Source organism: Staphylococcus pseudoxylosus, from assembly GCF_044794325.1.
GTDB classification, from domain to species: domain Bacteria; phylum Bacillota; class Bacilli; order Staphylococcales; family Staphylococcaceae; genus Staphylococcus; species Staphylococcus pseudoxylosus.
Genome location: NZ_CP085024.1, coordinates 1,509,769 through 1,527,160, shown reverse-complemented (window position 1 = coordinate 1,527,160; position 17,392 = coordinate 1,509,769). Strand labels below are relative to the sequence as shown.

The following is a 17,392-nucleotide window of genomic DNA, read 5'->3' as shown; positions in this document are numbered from 1 at the left end:
TTCCTCCTTTCATCGTTATTTTGTTTATATTTCGATATCTGCACTCATTAATTGATGTTGTTGATTATCTTCATCATTAACAATTAAATAGCCGTTTTTGTCAATGTCTATTGCTTGGCCTTGGAACTGATTACCGTTTTCAGTGAATTTTAATTGCTTGTCCCAAATGTTTGAAACAGCTATATATTCTTGACGAATTGTGGCAAACGGTTCTTTTAAAAATTGTGCGTAACGATATTCTATTTGTTGTATAAGTAATTTTAAAAATTCGTAGCGATTTACTTTTTCATTTCCTTGTATTCGCATACTTGTCGCTTTTTGTGAAAGTTCACCATCAAAATCTGTTTGTGTTTGGTTCATATTAATACCAATACCACAAATAACCGCTTCTATACCATCACTGTTCGCTACCATTTCTGTTAAAAAACCGCATACTTTTTTACCATTAATATAAATATCATTTGGCCATTTAACAGAAACTGGAGCTTCGCTGAAAGCTTGTATAGCATCACGAATCCCTAATGCCATAAATAAATTGAATTTTGTAATCATATCGAATGGGACATTAGGGCGTAATACAACCGACATCCACAATCCTTTCCCTCGTGTAGATAACCATGGTCGATTGAAACGACCTTTACCTTTTGTCTGCTCGTCACTAAGTATTAAAAAAGTATCAGTATTTCCTACTAATTTTTGCTTTGCTAGTAACTGCGTGGAATCAACATTTTCGAACACTTCAATATGCTCAAATAGTTGTTGTGTTTTAATACTAGGTATAACAATTCCACTATACCATTTATCGGGAAGTTGTATTAACCGATGTCCTTTATGATTTATTGATTCAATTTGACAACCTTCTACTTTTAGTTGATCGATAACTTTTTTAATAGCAGTTCTGGAAATTGATAACTGTTCAGCAATAAATTGACCGGAAATATATTCGGGTTGATATTGATACAACATGTGTATCACATCTTTACTATATTTAGACATGTGTTTTCACCCACTTTATTAGTTCAGGTTTAAAGTTGTTCACTTCACCTGTTATAATAGCACACTCAATTTCTCGTAATGTTGATTTGAGCCATGGGCCACTGGGTTTATCAACCAATGCTAAAATATCTTTGCCGTTGATTTCCATTTCTTTTCTTGAATGTATTGGTAATACTTGTGCTATTTCTACAATTGCTCTGCTATTTATGATAAATGGAGAGTTTGTTATGATTTGATTTTCTTGAAAAGTATCAGCATAACTCAATACTTCTAATATATCTTTTTTACCATAATCATAAACAAATAATTTAAGTTGCCTCTTTGTTTGTACTTTTGGAATAGTTTCTATGATCTGAATGATTTTATTTATATATTTTTTCTCTTGGTTACTCATTTTTAAATCCGAAATATTTGAAGTTATATCAGGTTGTTGTACTTTTAATAAAGCGATAAATACTGTAAGCGGTATCGGTTGTTCTATGATAACTTTCGATAAATCAAAATATTTAAAGAAAGGCATATAAGAAAATGTTTTAAATTGCTTTAGATTAATAAAAGTTTGTTTAATTGCGTTGCCAAGCATTAACTTCTTAAGTTCAACCACGATTCGTTCAATTGATAAATGACTAATATCTGAAATATGTTGTTCCATCGCTTTAAAAGTATCAGGGTCTAATTCAAAACCTAGTTGAGACTGAAATCGTAGCCCTCTAATGATACGTAGTGCATCTTCATTAAAGCGCTCTGACGGATTCCCCACTGTTCTGATTATATTATCAATAATGTCTTGTTGCCCATTAAAATAATCATGGATTTGATATTGCATATCCATAGCAATCGCATTCATTGTGAAATCTCTGCGTCTCACATCTTCAAATAGATTTCTTACAAAATAGACCTCATTAGGTCGGCGGTGATCGATGTATTCACCTTCAGCACGAAAAGTTGTTACTTCATATTGTTCGCCTTTGTAAACAACATTAATAGTGCCATGTTCCCTACCAATGGGGATTGTTTTTTCAAATACCGACTCGATTTCGTCCGGAGTGGCACTTGTGGTTATATCAATGTCGTGAATTGACTTATTCATGATATAGTCTCTAACAGAACCACCTACAAAGTAAGCTTGGAAATCATGTGATTGTAAACTTTCTAAAATAGGTTTAGCTTTTTCGAATAAATTATTAGTCATTGTTACCCTCTAACATTTTTTTGTAGTAATATTCATATTGATCAGCAATTAAATCAGAGGAGAAACGAGCTGATACATCTTGTAACATATTTTCTTGGATGTTTTTATAAAGTTTTGTATCTGTTAATAATTTAATTGCATATTCACTCGCTCGTTTACTATCTCCTACATCTACTATGAAGCCAGTTTCATCATGTTTAATAACTTCCTTTATACCTCCTGCTGTAGAGCCAATAGGTACGACGCCTGATTTCATCGCTTCTAATAAAGTCAGTCCGAAACTTTCCTTTTCACTTAAAAGTAATACCAAGTCTGATATTTGATAGAACTCACTTACCCAATTTTGTTTACCTAAAAATAAAACTGCCTCATCAATGCCTAAATCACGTGCTTTCTGCTTCATATCCATCAATTCTGGACCATCACCTAATAAGAGTAACTTTGAAGGTATCGCTTGATGAACTTTTGCAAAGGTATCTATTATTGTATCAATTCGTTTAACTGCTCTAAAGTTAGATACATGTATTAAGACCTTTTCACCTGGTTTTATACCATAACAAGCTTTCAAACGTTCATCGTCCGGAGTGGCTTGATCTGGTTTAACAGGAAATTCTTTCTCTCTAACAAAATTATATATAGGTACAATACGTTTATCTGTTTCAATGATATCGTATGTTTGCTCTGCAAGTGATTGACTCACGCTTGTAACGATATCACTACCTTCAATACCAAATTTAATAGCATTTTTTAATGAATGATCATAACCTAAAACGGTGATATCTGTACCATGAAGTGTAGTCATAATTTTTATATCTTTATTAGACATATGTTTTGCTAAAATACCACATACTGCGTGTGGAACGGCATAATGCATATGTAATAAATCTAAATCATATTCATTAATAACTTCTGCTATTTTTGTACTTAATGTAATGTCATAGGGTGGGTATTGAAAAACTGCATACTGATTCACTTCTACTTGGTGAAATGTAATATTTGGTAATGGTTTACGTATTCTAAAAGGAATATTGGAAGTGATGAAATGAATATCATGTCCACGTTCAGCAAGTTTTATGCCTAACTCTGTAGCTATAATGCCTGAACCACCCATAGATGGATAACAAGTGATGCCTATTTTCATAAGGCGGGACATCCTTTCTTATTTGTTTATATTATTTACGTTCAAATCTATTTTTATCTCGAGTATTAAATTTTTGCATGGTTTCATCAAAACTTTCAGTTAAATCTATGTCTAAAGAATTCGCAATACACATTAATACGAATAAATTGTCACCGAGTTCTGCTTTAATTGTATTTTCGGCTTCTGACGATTTTTTCTTTTTCTCACCATAATAATGGTTAATTTCTCTCGACAATTCACCTACTTCTTCAGTTAGACGTGCAAGGTTTGCCAAAGGAGAAAAGTATCCAGTTTTGAATTGACTAATGTAGTCATCAACTTCTGTTTGCATATCTTTCATAGATTTCATTTTAAACGCCTCTCATTCCTTTAGGTTTCTTATATAGTATAGACTAATTTTATGTTTCATGCATTATTCCTGCAACAGTTAAGGCTTATGCCGTACATATTTAAACCTATCGATTGTCTAGTGTGATTTTTGGAATTTCATAAGCATTTTGTGATATTTTATGCGATGCCAAAAATGATATAACCTACTGGACCTGAATTAAACAAAACAACCTATTAAATTAAGCATAAAAAAGGAGGCTAAGACATGTTTCGAATGTCCCAGCCTCAAAATATTATATTAATAATTATAATATAACGTAAAAATTGAGCTTTATAATAAGCTGTTTAAATGTTAGTCATCTAAGCTGAAGTAACGAAAACTTATTTCAAAATAAGGCTTTTGCATCACTTCAATTTATATTATTATTATTCACTAGATCTAGCGATAAGGATAAATCTTGCAAGTTCCGCTAAAGCTACTGCAGTTGATGCAACATAAGTCATTGCTGCAGCTGTCAATACTTTTTTAGCATGACGATATTCCTTTTCGTTAACAATGTTTAAACTTTGAATTTGCTTCATAGCTCTACTACTTGCATTGAATTCAACTGGCAGTGTAACGATAGAGAAAAGAACAGCAAATGACATAAATGCAATTCCAATCCATAGTGCAGTTGAACCTAAAGTACTTTGTAAACTCGTTAAAATAATACCTGCAAAAACGGCTAAATAACCAATCGAGCTACCAAGGTTAGCCAGTGGTACTAACGATGTTCTAAATCTTAGGAAGAAATAGCCTTGCGCATGTTGAATTGCATGGCCAACTTCGTGAGCAGCAATAGCTGTACCAGCAACAGAAGGTCTACTAAAGTTGGCTGGTGATAGTACAAGCACCTTTTTTCTTGGATCGTAGTGGTCAGTTAAGAAGCCTTTTCCTTCAACCACATCAACATCATAGATACCATTTGCATGTAAAATTTCTAAAGCAACTTCTTGACCAGTCTTTCCACTTGTTGATCTAACTTGTGAATATTTTTCGTAATTAGATTTAACTTTATGCTGTGCCCATAGAGGCAACACCATTAAAATAACAAAGTATATAATCATATAGATAAAAGACAAAAACCTCACTCCTTTATAAACATTTTACTGTGAACATCAATGGTGGTCAAATATTTTATCTTTTTTAAATCGAGTTAAATATAAATAAAGTATTAATGGAATTACGCTTAACCAAAATGCGAGGTAGGCAACACCTTCTAAATGACTTGCAATAAAATCATAATAAGGATATTGCATAAATACATAATCTATAATGTCATTATGGAATACCCATATCATAGCAATAACGAAGCCAATAATTGAAATTTTGAATCTTGGATAAAATATAAATGCTTCGATTGCCATAATGCCATGTGAGAGTATGAGCATACATCCTGTGATTGTAACCATGTCATATTGGATAAACATGATTATATTCATTATAACTGCCCAAACTCCGTATTTAATAAGTGAGACGAAAGCAAGAGCTTCAAATACTGGGATGTTCTTACCTAATATGAATGTAATAAGTACGAAACATAAAAATAGTGAAGCGGTCGGACTATCTGGTACAAATATTTTAAATTGAGTTTCAGTCATACTTAATTGGTCACCGTACCAAATATAACCATAGATTGTACCTAACAAATTACACAAAAGTAAAAAGTAAAGTATGCCTTTGTGATACAACATTAATTCCCAAAGTGATTTTATATTCATACTGTCAATCCTTCGTTGATATATTTACATTTCTTAATTTAAAAGTATTAAGGATTTGTGATAATTGATAAAACAAATCGCTATCATGTAATTGTAAGCTTAAATCAATATTATCTTGCAAATGTGTAATAATAGAAGATTCACTTTGTTTTGAAAGCGGAATTTGATAGATGTCTTGAATATATAACGCATAATATGGTGAATGTAATAATTGTTTAATAAGTAAGTCATCTAATCTCGCTTCCCTATCTTGTTCAACATTAAAATTCAGTTTAATATCAAAAGATAATTGATTGAGAGCGATGTGCTCGAAAATCTCATTACTATTAATCATTTGTTGGTCTTTATAATTAAATTTAATACCATATTGCTCAGTGTGTAACATAGAAATTTCAAGCGTATTATGTGTATCGATACGTTCATCTACGAAATGTACATTTTGTAGTAATTCTGGCGAAGATTTGAGTAAGTTCAATACCCATACACTAATCCTAGACTTGAATTCATATTGAAAGAGTAGATACTCTATGAAAGTTGCTTTTGATTGTTGTAGGGTATCAAACATTTAACTCACCTTCCTAAATTAGAAAGACGCTAGTCTTTCCGCTTCATCATGCCATGTCTCATTAGTTGGTTCTAACTCAACTAATTGGTCTAACAGCTTTTTAGCTAACTCAATTTGACCAATTTCTATTACATAAAAATAATAGTCACTTAAAAATGCAGATTGAGTTTGTAACGTGTCATACGCTAATTCAAAGAAATGCTGTGCTTCTTTATCGCGTTCTTCTTGCCCTAATGCATAAGCGAGGTGCCACATAAATACTGGATCTAAGTCTTCTTCATCTACATATTTTAATAACCCAATAAGTGACTCATAATCTTCTTCTTGTCTATATAAATCACTTAATATCAATAATGGTTCTTGGTACGCGTTATCAACTTCAAGTGCTTGAATTAATAATTGGACGCCTTCATTAGCGTCTCCGTGTTCTATTTGGATGCTACCAGTGGATACCATCAATTCTTTATAGAATTGCGTTAATCTTAATCCTTCTTTACCGATTTCGATTGCATCGGCGTGATTATGTTCGTTTTCATATAACTGTTGTAAATAGAAATAGGCTTGTAGAAAATCAGGGTCTTTAGATAATAGTGTTTGAACTAATTTAATAGCTTCTTGTGAGAAATCATTTTTTTCATAAGCGATGGCTTTTTTGAAATAATCTTCTGAATCCATTTCATCTTCATTAATTTCATCAAACATTCTAATTGCATCACTGTAGTTACCGCTTTGCAAGCTACAATCGGCTAAACGAGAAAATAGATTTACACCGTTCACTTCATATTCTCCTGTTTCAAGTACGGTTTCGTATTCTGAAGTTGCTCGTAAATATTGGCCATCAAAGTATAATATCTCAGCAAGTGCGTAATGTATTATTGGGTCATTTGGCTCAATATCAATCGCTTCATCAAGTTTACTAATTGCAACTTCAAGCATATTTAATTGTTGATATAAATCTGCTTCTAGCATTAAGCGTTCTGTTGATATTTCAACCTCACTTAAATATTCTAAAGCTTCATCTGTGTGATTTTCAGCCATTAGTCCTTCGATAAAGTATATTAATAATTCACTTTCATCAGGATATTTATGGTAAAGCGTACGGAATACTTCTAAACCTTGTGGCATCAATCCATAATTATATAATGTTTCACCTAGAATAAATAAAGCATCGTCCTTAGGAGAACTTAATGCATCATTAACACGTGTGTCTAGGTTCTCTAATTTTTGTAAGTTGATATCATCTATTAATTTATAGATATCTTCCATACTTTTATCCCTCTTTTTCTAATTGTTTTAACTTTGGTAAGAATCCTGGGAAAGAAACATTAACTGCATCAAATTGATTAATGGTAATGGCTTCATCAGTTAAAAGTGAGGCAACTGCTAACATCATACCTATACGATGGTCTGTAAAGCTATCTACAGTTGCAGTTTGTTCTAAAGCTGATGGGTGAATTATCATACCATCATTAGTAGGTTGTAACATAAAACCAAGTAAATTTAACATATTAGCGGTTGTATCAATTCTATTGGTTTCTTTTACTTTTAATTCTTCAGCTTCTTTAACCACACTTGTACCATTAGCTTGTGTGCAAAGCAAAGCAACGATAGGAATTTCATCGATTGCTCTAGGCACTAAGTTACCATCAATATGAACGGGTTTCATGTCTGGAGAGTATTGCACTCGTATGGATGCAGTCGGTTCTGGTCCATCAGTTTGATTGAATAAAGTAATATTCCCTTCCATCTGCGTCACGATATCAATAATACCTGAACGAGTTGGGTTAATGCCAACATTGTGTATTGTAATATCACTTCCAGGTGTTATCAAGCCAGCTACAATGAAATACGCTGCTGAAGATATGTCGCCTGGAACGTGAAAATCTGCAGGTTTGATATGGTCAATGCCACGAGCAGGCATATCTATCAATTTGTCTTTTGTAGAAACAGGGATGTGATATTGTTGGAACATCGTTTCGGTATGGTTTCTAGAAGTATCCAATTCTTTAATTGTCGTTGGCTCTTCAGCGAATAAACTTGCGAATAGTATGGCGCTTTTAACTTGTGCACTGGCAACTTCCATTTCATATGCAATACCTTTGATTTTAGCCGGTTTGATGATTAAAGGTGTATAGTTATTATCGATGCCTGTAATATTGGCTTGCATTAATTTTAAAGGTTTCATAATTCTGTCCATTGGTCGTTTGCCTATTGATTCATCACCAGAAAGAACAGTTTCTATGCCAAGACCACTTAATAAACCAGCCACTAAACGTGTGGTCGTACCTGAATTGCCTGTATATAAAACTTGATGAGGTGTTTTAAAATGCTTAAATCCTGGTGAATCAATCTCTATTTTATCTTCAGATACTTTAATGTCAGCACCTAATAACTTAAATATTTCAACAGTACGTAAACAATCTTCACCAAGTAATGGTTTATATATTGTTGATTTTCCTGTAGCTAGAGAACCGAGCATAATAGCTCTATGAGTCATAGATTTATCTCCAGGTACTTCGATTTCACCGACTAACGGTCCATTAATGTCTATTGTCTTACTGTTTGCCAAATCAGTCACCTACTTATTAAAATATGATTTAAATTCTCCGAAAGCTTTAGAAAGCGTTTTGTAATCAATGTGTCTCACAATTGGATCTCCAATATCATTGAGTAGTACCATTTGCACACCTTGTTCATCATTTTTCTTGTCGTTTAGCATTAATTGATATAAAGATTCAAATTCTAAATCATTAACAATATCTAACGGATAGTTTAAATCCCTTAGATAATTTACATAATGTGCAATATTAAATGATTTGTTTAGCGTTATATTCGCAACTATAAATTGAAAAACGATACCTATCATAACAGCATGTCCGTGTGGAATTTTAAATTTATATTCAACGGCATGGCCAAATGTATGGCCTAAGTTAAGAAATTTACGGACGTTTGATTCCTTCTCGTCTGCTACAATAATATTCAATTTTGTCTGAACACCTTTGTATAAATAATATTCGATTTCATCAAGTGATTTAAGCGCTTGTTCATCTGAGTACTGTGCTTCGATATGATTTACCGATTCAATATCATTTAATAAAGCGTGTTTATAAACTTCTGCGTATCCACTTAAAATTTCTGAATATGGTAATGTACTTAAAAAGTTCAAATCATAAATCACTGCTTTAGGTCTATAAAAAGCACCAATTAGGTTTTTACCGTGTTTAGAATTGATTCCAACCTTACCACCTACACTCGAATCATGAGCTAAGATGGTCGTTGGTATTTGAATGAAATCGACACCTCTTAATAAAGTAGCGGCAAGGAACCCAGTGAAGTCACCAGTGGCGCCTCCTCCGATAGCAATTAAACAAGTATTTCTTGTTAGTTGTTTACTCAACAACGATTCAATTGTTTCTTCGTAAAAAGATAGTGTCTTCGTTGTTTCGCCAGAAGGTATGATCAGTTTATGCGCTTCATATTCACTAGCGATGAAGTCAGTTATATGACTCCATTCGTTTTCAACTTTTTGATCAATGACAAGGACAACATCTTGATAATTTTTAATATAATCATGTAATTGATCGAGGGCGTGATGTTCGATAATAATTGGATAGTTATTAGATTTATAAGTGGTTTCTAATTTCATGTAATCACCTAATTATTTTATAAATTTTAATTAATTGATTGATTAGTATTCAATATTTAATAAGCGACGTTCTTTAATTTGCGATTGTAATTGCTCAATATGATTACATTGGAACTCTTCAAGTAATGCTTTTGCTAATTCAAAAGCCACTACGTTTTCAACAACAACACTTGCAGCAGGTACAGCACAGCTATCAGAACGCTCAATCGACGCTTTGAATGATTCTTTTGTATTAATATCTACTGAGTTTAAAGGTTTATAAAGTGTAGGGATTGGTTTCATTACACCATTAACTACGATAGGCATACCATTAGACATACCACCTTCAAAACCACCTAAGTGATTGGAACCTCTATAATAACCGTTTGTCGTATCATATAATATTTCGTCTTGTATTTCGCTACCTGGCTTCTCTGCAGCTTTAAAACCTTCACCAAAACTTACACCTTTAAAAGCGTTGATACTTACTACACCTTGTGCAATTCTGCCATCAAGCTTGCGATCATAATGTACATAACTACCAATGCCAACAGGCACACCTTCAATAATAGTTTGAACTACACCACCAATTGTATCGCCAGCTTTTTTAGCTGCATCAATTTTATCGCGCATTGCTTGTGCAATTTCATCATTAATGACGCGTACATCATTTTTATCAATATTAGATTTAATTGTATCGATATCATATTCAATATCATCTTTAATGCCACCGATTTCTACTACTCTACTATAAAAATTAATATCTAATTGTTTAAGTAATATTTTAGAAACTGCACCAACAGCAACTCGTGCAGCTGTTTCTCTTGCTGAAGAACGTTCTAAAACATTTCTTAAATCTCTGTGGTTATATTTCATGCCACCGATTAAATCTGCGTGTCCTGGACGAGGTTTAGTAATGACACGCTTCATATTGTCTTGGTCTTCTTCACTAATTGGGTCTGCACCCATAATTTTTTTCCAATGAGTAAAGTCATCATTAGTAACTATAAGCGTAATAGGACTTCCTAAAGTATAACCATTTCTCACGCCAGATACGATTTCAACCGCATCTTTTTCAATTTGCATGCGTCTTCCACGGCCATAACCGCCTTGTCTTTTAAACATTTCTTCGTTAATGTCAGCAACATTGATTGCTAAATTTGCTGGAACACCTTCAATAATTACAGTTAACTGTGGTCCGTGTGACTCACCAGAAGTTAAATATCTCATACTTTACCCACTCCGTTCTTTAGTACTTTAAATTGGTATATGTTCTATATCTTATCATATTCAATTGTTCAAATTAACAGAAAAATTTACAAATAATAAATCTTCTTAAATTTTTACGGTTTAAATGTTATTTTTCAGTGTAACATTTAAACATTTTTATTAATATTGAATTTTGCTTTTTTATGATTGTAATACCATAATTTTAAACGATTCGTCCTACATAAAGCTATAAAATAATAGAAAAAGTTCATTATATTTTTTGTTCTCAAAGACTTCGGAAGTTTAAATTTAATATTTAAAATAGTTTTGTTAGCTATTGTATGTATTTAACAGAACATTATAATACAACATTATAAAATATAAAAAACGATGATTTTTACAGATATAAAGTAAAAATCATCGTTTATTTATTGTTTAAGAGAACGTAGTCTAGAATTTTGTTCTATAAGTATTTAAATTATTCATATAACCATGCTTCACGTGCTTCTGTATAATCACTTAATTCTTCTGCTTTAAACCAAAGGTTAATTTCTTTATTAGCTGATTCTACTGAATCTGAACCATGAATGATATTTCTACCTACTGTTAAACCTAAGTCTCCACGAATTGTACCTGGAGTTGCTTCAGACGGATTTGTTTTGCCGATGATGTGACGAGCTACGTTTACAGCATCTTCCCCTTCAACAACCATAGCAAATACTGGTGCTGATGTAATAAAACTAATTAAATGTTTATAGAAAGGTTTATCTGTATGTTCTGCATAATGTTCCTCAGCAAGTGCTTGTGGTACAGTCATAAATTTACCACCTACAAGTTTTAGTCCTTTTCTTTCAATACGAGAAATAATTTCTCCTACTAGATTTCTTTGCACTGCATCTGGTTTAATCATTAAAAATGTTCTTTCCATTGTGTGTTTATCCCCCTGTATGTTATGTATCAATGTCCTTCTATTTTCCAACAATATATAAAATTGTATATGTATCAAAATAAAAGTATGTTTTGAATCACATTAATATATTAACAGGTAATTAAAGCGCTTTCAATGATTTTCACACAACTTACACATTTCTTTTTCCAACTTTTTTAATTAGTTTCTTAAATAATGGTTTTGAATCTTCATTTTCTAATTGATCAATTAAGTAAAGTGCCTTATCCAAATACTTATCGCTGATTGCCTGAGACTGCTGTATGACATCAGAATTCTTCACATGATTAATACAATAGTCAAACGTTGCTTGATTACTATTTGCATTTAATTGTTGTATCATTGCTTTGAATTCTTCGTTTTTTCTCATCTCTAACAGCACTGGAAGTGTAAGATGGCCGTTCATTAAATCACTACCAACTGGTTTACCCAATTTTTTTTCAGTGCTCGTGAAGTCTAAGATATCGTCGACAATTTGAAAACTCATACCAATATAGTGGCCTATCATTTTTAAATTGCGAATTGTTTTATCGTTTGCTCCCGAAGCAATTGCACCCACTTCAGTAGATAATTGAATAAGCAATGCTGTTTTACGATTAATTCTCCGTAAATAGTTGGTGATTGTTTGATTACCATTGAATTGGTCTTGGAATTGATATAACTCGCCCATACAAACTTCTACAATTGCACTAGATATGACGTTATGTACACGATTATCTTCGATGTTAGATATGTGCTCAAGTCCGCGAGCTAATAAGAAGTTTCCTGTAAGTATAGCTGTATTCTGATCCCATTTTTTAGCTATAGTTAAGCTACCTCTTCGTTTATCACTTTTATCTATCACATCATCGTGTACCAACGTTGCCATATGAATAAGTTCAAGCGCTACGGCAACACGATAGACTTCGTCGTTTCTTTCTTTACCAAATTGGCTACTTAAGATTACAAAGGCGGGTCTAACGCGTTTACCACCCGATGAAAATAAATGATATGACGCTGATTCGAGAATCTTGTCATTACTTTTTATAGACTGCTCTAATTGTTTTTCAATTTTTTTTATTTCACTGCTCATGTTTAACTTTGCCACGCTAATCACCTTTGGTTGATTCATTTTATTTATAGCCAAGGTGCATTGCTGCAACGCCACCTGTAAAGCTACGGACTTTTATGTTGCTGAAACCAGCTTGTGTAAACAAACGTTTCAATTTTTCTTTGTCTGGAAAATCGAATGTAGATTGTTGTAACCATTCGTATTCGTCTTTGGATTTCGCAAATATTTTACCAAAGATTGGCATTACAAATTTAAAATAAAGTTTATAGCATTGTTTGAAAACAGGTGTTGTTGGTTGGCTAGTTTCTAAACAAACAACCATTCCACCAGGTTTTAAAACACGGTTCAGTTCTTTTAAAGTGGCTAAATAATCAGGCACATTTCTTAAACCAAATCCAATAGTTACGTAATCAAATTCGTTGTCTTCAAATGGTAAATTCATTGCATCGCCATGTACAAGCTTTAAATTATGCATGTCTGATGTCTTGTTTTTACCGACTTCAAGCATGTTTTCACTAAAATCAACACCAATTACTTCGCCAGTTGGTCCCACTGCTTTGCTTAATGAGATCGTCCAATCAGCAGTACCACAACATACATCTAGTGCTTTGCTTCCAGCTTTAACGTTCATTTCTTTCATAACACGTTTTCTCCATGTCTTGTGCTGTTCAAAGCTAATGATATTGTTGAGTCGATCATATTTACCAGAAATATTTTGAAAAACGTTGTGTACTTGTTCTTTTTTTGCTTTATTATCTGCCATGTTAATTACCTCTTTTTGAATGTATTTCAGCTTTTAATTTATCTATAAAACCATCTAGTTGTTCTTTAGAAAATTCGCCTAAGTAAGAAGGATGATGTTCAGCTAAACTCGCTATCATTTTGTCATTGATAAAATTAATATTAACTTCAGGGACATATTTTTTAATTGTAATAAACGGAAAAGTATTTTCAACTTTTAAAATATAGTCACTAATGTCATTATTATCAATTGCGGCATGATGAATTGAAGATTTCATTTCATTCACTTCAACAATTGCTGTACTAATTTCTTTTTGATAAATTGGATCATTGAGTTTTGCTAATAATGTATAAAAATGAGCGCTTAATAAGTCGCCAATTAAAATAGATTTCTTAGACGATAACGTAGTTGAAACTTCGTCTAGATGACGCATCGCAGTATCTATTGTGAGGCAAGCTAATTTAGCTTCTTGAGGTATATCATAAGAATCAAGTATTTCTGCTAATGCTTGATTGATATAGATTGGTTCATAATGATTCACACTGCTAAGCCGCTGTGCAATTTGAGTTTCTAATATGCTGAATGTCGTTTCCATGTTCACACCTCACGTTATTATCCATATACATATTAACATTATATAGAAAAAAATAAAATCAACGTAAATCAAAGTAAAGGATATTTATGTAATATATATTAAAAATACTCATGTATTTGTGTAATAAAGTAATTGTTATATGTAAATTTCTTTAACAAACTCACTAATTTTTAATAGTTGTATTACTACATTTATTAAAAATCGCTACTTCGAATGATATCACAATTATAAAGTTAAAAGATATATGATTTAAAGCTTTATAAAAAATTCTCTATAAAAAAAGAAAAAGCCCCTTGAAAAGGGCTTTACTTTGAGTAAAGAATTATTTTACTGCGTCTTTTAAAGCTTTACCAGCTTTAAATGCTGGAACTTTGCTTGCAGGGATATCAATTTCTTTACCAGTTTGAGGGTTACGGCCTTTACGAGCAGCTCGTTCGCGTACTTCGAAGTTACCGAATCCAATTAATTGTACTTTTTCACCTTTAGAAAGTGATGATTGAATTGATTCGAATACTGCATCTACAGCTAAGCCAGCTTCTTTTTTAGTTAAGTCAGCTTGTTCTGCAACAGCATTGATTAAATCTGTCTTGTTCATTATGAATTCACCTCCCCTAGGGTTAATAATGATAACTTAATATCATTATGCTATGACTTTAACACAACGATTACTGCTACTGCAATGATTTATGCGCAAAAAACATTGAAATAATAGGATTTTGACAGTTAATTGATATAAATTAACTAAAAAGTGTAATAATACCTCACTATTCCGCTTTCTTTCCACGTCCCATCAAGTCTTTAACGCTTTCATCCACTGGTCTATTTTCAAACAATACACTATAAAGTGCGGCAGTGATTGGCATATCTACATCGACCTCTTTAGCTAAGTGATAAACAGATTTTGTTGTATATACACCTTCAACGACCATGTTCATTTCGTTTAAAGCTGTATCTAATGATTTACCTTCACCTAATTTAAAACCAAGTGTATAGTTTCTAGAATGGGTTGAGGTACAAGTTACAATTAAGTCTCCTATGCCTCCTAAGCCTAGGAACGTAATTGGGTCTGCGCCTAGTTTTTCACCTAAGCGGCTAATTTCAGCTAAACCTCTAGTCATAAGCGCTGCTTTAGCATTATCACCGAATCCCATTCCTGATATAACGCCACTAGCTACTGCAATGATATTTTTTAATGCGCCACCTAGTTCAACGCCTACTAAGTCATCATTTGTATATACGCGTAAATAATCATTCATGAAAAGGTCTTGTGTTAGTTGACTGACTTCTGGTGTTTTAGATGAAGCTGCTACAGTAGTTGGTTGTTTAATTACAACTTCTTCAGCATGACTTGGCCCTGAAAGTACAGCTATACCTGCATTATGTTCTGGTGAAATTGAATCTTCCAACATTTCAGAAACACGTTTATATGTTTCGTTTTCAATGCCTTTTGCAACGTGAATAAAGGTCTTTTTAGAGGTTAATAGTGAATCGATTGATTTCGCTACTTCTCTCATTGCTTTTGTCGGTAACGCCATTAAATAGACTTCTGAGAATGATGCGGCGCTGTTAATATCTAATGTTGCTTCTATTGTGTCATTAAGCTGTGCGTTTTTTAAGTATTTGCTATTAATGTGTTGTGAATTAATCTCATTGATTGTTTGTTCATTTTTTCCCCACATTAAAACTTGGTGTCCGTTTTCTGCTAAGACATTTGCTAATGCCGTACCAAAACTTCCTGTACCAAAGACAGTTACTTTAGTCATGGAATCCCCCCCGGTATTAATTTCTTTTTCTTGCTATTATGTGTACTGGTGTACCTTCAAAGCCGAATGCGGCTCTAATTTGATTTTCTAAATAACGTTTGTATGAAAAATGCAATAGCTCGACATCATTTACAAATACGATAAATGTCGGCGGTTCAATTGCAACTTGCGTAGCATAGAATACATTTAAACGTCGACCTTTATCTGTAGGTGTAGGATTCATAGAAATTGCATCCGTAATCACTTCATTTAGAGTGGAACTTTGAACACGTTTTTTATGATTTTCACTAGCTTCTTTAATATATGGGAATAATGTTCTGAGACGTTGCTTCTCTTTTGCGGAAACAAATGCAACCTCTGCATAATCTAAAAATTGGAATTCTTTACGAACTTCATCTTTAAATTTTTTCATAGTATTCGTTTCTTTATCTACTGTATCCCATTTATTCACGACAATTACAATTGCTTTACCTTCTTCGTGTGCATAGCCAGCAACACGCTTATCTTGCTCGATGATACCTTGATCTGCATCAATAACGATTAAAATTACATTTGAGCGTTCAATGGCTTTTAAAGCACGTAGCACTGAATATTTTTCTGTATTTTCATAGACTTTACCTTTTTTACGCATTCCTGCAGTGTCTATCAATACATAATCTTGATCATCGTAGCTATATTCGGTATCAACAGCGTCTCTAGTAGTACCAGCTACGTTTGATACGATTACACGATCTTCACCTAGGATTGCATTTACTAAACTTGATTTCCCAACATTTGGGCGTCCAATGATTGATAAACGTATTGTATCATCGTCATATGGGTCTGCTTCTTCTTCTTTAAAATGTTTAACAACTTCGTCTAATAAATCTCCCAAACCTAGTCCGTGTGAACCAGAAATTGGATACGGATCCCCAAAACCAAGTGAGTAGAAATCGTAAATTTCATTTCTCATTTCTGGATTATCAACTTTATTTACTGCTAGTACTACCGGTTTTTTTGATTTATATAACATTTGAGCAACCATTTCATCACTTTGAGTTAGGCCTTCTCTTACGTTTACCATAAAAATAATTACATCGGCTTCATCGATTGCAACTTCAGCTTGTGCTCTAATTTGTGTTTGGAATGGGGCATCTCCAATCTCGATACCACCAGTATCAATAATGTTAAAATCGTGAGTCAACCATTCACCTGATGAATAAATTCTATCGCGAGTCACGCCAGGTGTGTCTTCTACGATTGAAACGCGTTCACCTACGACTCTGTTAAAAATTGTAGATTTGCCTACATTTGGCCTGCCTACAATAGCTACTATAGGTTTAGTCATAAACTAACTTCCTCTCTTCTTTAATCTCTATAATTCTATCATAAGGGGTAATGAAATCAAAAGAAATATTAAATCAATATTTTGTTATAGTATTATCATACAAAATTTGAATAACAAAAAAAGAAATCTTGCCCTAACATATACTAGGA

At 32.8% G+C, this 17,392-nt stretch carries 18 protein-coding genes; all 18 read right to left on the bottom strand.

All coding sequences use genetic code 11. From position 1 onward, the window contains the following. Positions 1 to 24 precede the first annotated feature (24 nt). The 18 genes from LG295_RS07355 to der all read right to left on the bottom strand — a co-directional run bounded on the left by LG295_RS07355 (position 25) and on the right by der (position 17,243). On the bottom strand, positions 25 to 996 hold the full coding sequence (locus LG295_RS07355) for a biotin--[acetyl-CoA-carboxylase] ligase (RefSeq protein ID WP_404475584.1): 972 nt from the start codon (positions 994 to 996) through the stop codon (positions 25 to 27). Continuing rightward, complete coding sequence (locus LG295_RS07350; RefSeq protein ID WP_325999101.1) at positions 989 to 2,188, bottom strand: CCA tRNA nucleotidyltransferase; 1,200 nt, start codon at positions 2,186 to 2,188, stop codon at positions 989 to 991. The genes LG295_RS07355 and LG295_RS07350 overlap by 8 nt, the downstream gene beginning before the upstream one ends. Further along, on the bottom strand, positions 2,181 to 3,329 hold the full coding sequence (gene bshA / locus LG295_RS07345; protein WP_325999103.1) for an N-acetyl-alpha-D-glucosaminyl L-malate synthase BshA: 1,149 nt from the start codon (positions 3,327 to 3,329) through the stop codon (positions 2,181 to 2,183). Before bshA ends, LG295_RS07350 begins: the two co-directional genes overlap by 8 nt. A gap of 31 nt (positions 3,330 to 3,360) precedes the next feature. After that, on the bottom strand, positions 3,361 to 3,678 hold the full coding sequence (locus tag LG295_RS07340; RefSeq protein ID WP_107558438.1) for a nucleotide pyrophosphohydrolase: 318 nt from the start codon (positions 3,676 to 3,678) through the stop codon (positions 3,361 to 3,363). A 407-nt stretch (positions 3,679 to 4,085) separates the two neighbouring features. Beyond that, a complete protein-coding gene (locus LG295_RS07335) occupies positions 4,086 to 4,781 on the bottom strand; it encodes a zinc metallopeptidase (protein ID WP_017724505.1) in 696 nt (231 codons plus the stop codon). Positions 4,782 to 4,817: 36 nt separating this feature from the next. After that, positions 4,818 to 5,420, bottom strand: a complete 603-nt coding sequence (locus LG295_RS07330) for a DUF1405 domain-containing protein (RefSeq protein ID WP_107558439.1) — start codon at positions 5,418 to 5,420, stop codon at positions 4,818 to 4,820. Positions 5,421 to 5,424: 4 nt separating this feature from the next. Beyond that, positions 5,425 to 5,985, bottom strand: a complete 561-nt coding sequence (locus tag LG295_RS07325; RefSeq protein WP_107558440.1) for a YpiB family protein — start codon at positions 5,983 to 5,985, stop codon at positions 5,425 to 5,427. 18 nt (positions 5,986 to 6,003) lie between these two features. Next, entirely contained in the window at positions 6,004 to 7,251 is a 1,248-nt protein-coding gene (locus LG295_RS07320; protein WP_107558441.1) for a lipopolysaccharide assembly protein LapB, read from the bottom strand. 4 nt (positions 7,252 to 7,255) lie between these two features. Further along, positions 7,256 to 8,554, bottom strand: coding sequence for a 3-phosphoshikimate 1-carboxyvinyltransferase (gene aroA / locus LG295_RS07315; protein WP_107531896.1), 1,299 nt, complete (start codon positions 8,552 to 8,554; stop codon positions 7,256 to 7,258). A gap of 9 nt (positions 8,555 to 8,563) precedes the next feature. Beyond that, complete coding sequence (gene aroB / locus LG295_RS07310) at positions 8,564 to 9,631, bottom strand: 3-dehydroquinate synthase (RefSeq protein ID WP_107531895.1); 1,068 nt, start codon at positions 9,629 to 9,631, stop codon at positions 8,564 to 8,566. 42 nt (positions 9,632 to 9,673) lie between these two features. Further along, positions 9,674 to 10,840 (bottom strand): chorismate synthase, encoded by a 1,167-nt coding sequence (aroC, locus tag LG295_RS07305; RefSeq protein ID WP_107531894.1) that lies wholly within the window; start codon positions 10,838 to 10,840, stop codon positions 9,674 to 9,676. 457 nt (positions 10,841 to 11,297) lie between these two features. After that, the gene (gene ndk / locus LG295_RS07300; protein ID WP_017724512.1) at positions 11,298 to 11,747 is read right to left on the bottom strand and encodes a nucleoside-diphosphate kinase; all 450 of its coding nucleotides are present in this window, start codon (positions 11,745 to 11,747) and stop codon (positions 11,298 to 11,300) included. A 151-nt stretch (positions 11,748 to 11,898) separates the two neighbouring features. Then, complete coding sequence (locus LG295_RS07295; protein WP_325999173.1) at positions 11,899 to 12,852, bottom strand: polyprenyl synthetase family protein; 954 nt, start codon at positions 12,850 to 12,852, stop codon at positions 11,899 to 11,901. Between the two features lie 25 nt (positions 12,853 to 12,877). Further along, positions 12,878 to 13,579, bottom strand: a complete 702-nt coding sequence (locus LG295_RS07290; protein WP_325999107.1) for a demethylmenaquinone methyltransferase — start codon at positions 13,577 to 13,579, stop codon at positions 12,878 to 12,880. A 1-nt stretch (position 13,580) separates the two neighbouring features. After that, positions 13,581 to 14,153: a heptaprenyl pyrophosphate synthase subunit A gene (locus LG295_RS07285; protein WP_318832861.1), complete on the bottom strand. Its 573-nt coding sequence runs from the start codon at positions 14,151 to 14,153 to the stop codon at positions 13,581 to 13,583. 322 nt (positions 14,154 to 14,475) lie between these two features. Continuing rightward, the gene (locus LG295_RS07280) at positions 14,476 to 14,748 is read right to left on the bottom strand and encodes an HU family DNA-binding protein (protein ID WP_002483248.1); all 273 of its coding nucleotides are present in this window, start codon (positions 14,746 to 14,748) and stop codon (positions 14,476 to 14,478) included. Positions 14,749 to 14,917: 169 nt separating this feature from the next. Beyond that, positions 14,918 to 15,916 carry an NAD(P)H-dependent glycerol-3-phosphate dehydrogenase gene (locus LG295_RS07275; protein WP_325999108.1) on the bottom strand — a complete coding sequence of 333 codons (999 nt, stop codon included), beginning with the start codon at positions 15,914 to 15,916 and terminating at the stop codon, positions 14,918 to 14,920. A 16-nt stretch (positions 15,917 to 15,932) separates the two neighbouring features. Further along, positions 15,933 to 17,243, bottom strand: a complete 1,311-nt coding sequence (gene der, locus LG295_RS07270) for a ribosome biogenesis GTPase Der (RefSeq protein ID WP_107558340.1) — start codon at positions 17,241 to 17,243, stop codon at positions 15,933 to 15,935. Positions 17,244 to 17,392 lie beyond the last annotated feature (149 nt).

Bases quoted from the DNA above. Each gene is read 5' to 3' on its own strand.
- LG295_RS07350 (WP_325999101.1), bottom strand. From the start codon at position 2,188: ATGACTAATAATTTATTCGAAAAAGCTAAACCTATTTTAGAAAGTTTA.
- LG295_RS07275 (WP_325999108.1), bottom strand. From the start codon at position 15,916: ATGACTAAAGTAACTGTCTTTGGTACAGGAAGTTTTGGTACGGCATTA.
- LG295_RS07330 (WP_107558439.1), bottom strand. From the start codon at position 5,420: ATGAATATAAAATCACTTTGGGAATTAATGTTGTATCACAAAGGCATA.
- LG295_RS07325 (WP_107558440.1), bottom strand. From the start codon at position 5,985: ATGTTTGATACCCTACAACAATCAAAAGCAACTTTCATAGAGTATCTA.
- aroC (WP_107531894.1), bottom strand. From the start codon at position 10,840: ATGAGATATTTAACTTCTGGTGAGTCACACGGACCACAGTTAACTGTA.
- der (WP_107558340.1), bottom strand. From the start codon at position 17,243: ATGACTAAACCTATAGTAGCTATTGTAGGCAGGCCAAATGTAGGCAAA.
- LG295_RS07355 (WP_404475584.1), bottom strand. From the start codon at position 996: ATGTCTAAATATAGTAAAGATGTGATACACATGTTGTATCAATATCAA.
- LG295_RS07320 (WP_107558441.1), bottom strand. From the start codon at position 7,251: ATGGAAGATATCTATAAATTAATAGATGATATCAACTTACAAAAATTA.
- bshA (WP_325999103.1), bottom strand. From the start codon at position 3,329: ATGAAAATAGGCATCACTTGTTATCCATCTATGGGTGGTTCAGGCATT.
- LG295_RS07340 (WP_107558438.1), bottom strand. From the start codon at position 3,678: ATGAAATCTATGAAAGATATGCAAACAGAAGTTGATGACTACATTAGT.
- LG295_RS07285 (WP_318832861.1), bottom strand. From the start codon at position 14,153: ATGGAAACGACATTCAGCATATTAGAAACTCAAATTGCACAGCGGCTT.
- LG295_RS07280 (WP_002483248.1), bottom strand. From the start codon at position 14,748: ATGAACAAGACAGATTTAATCAATGCTGTTGCAGAACAAGCTGACTTA.
- LG295_RS07290 (WP_325999107.1), bottom strand. From the start codon at position 13,579: ATGGCAGATAATAAAGCAAAAAAAGAACAAGTACACAACGTTTTTCAA.
- ndk (WP_017724512.1), bottom strand. From the start codon at position 11,747: ATGGAAAGAACATTTTTAATGATTAAACCAGATGCAGTGCAAAGAAAT.
- aroB (WP_107531895.1), bottom strand. From the start codon at position 9,631: ATGAAATTAGAAACCACTTATAAATCTAATAACTATCCAATTATTATC.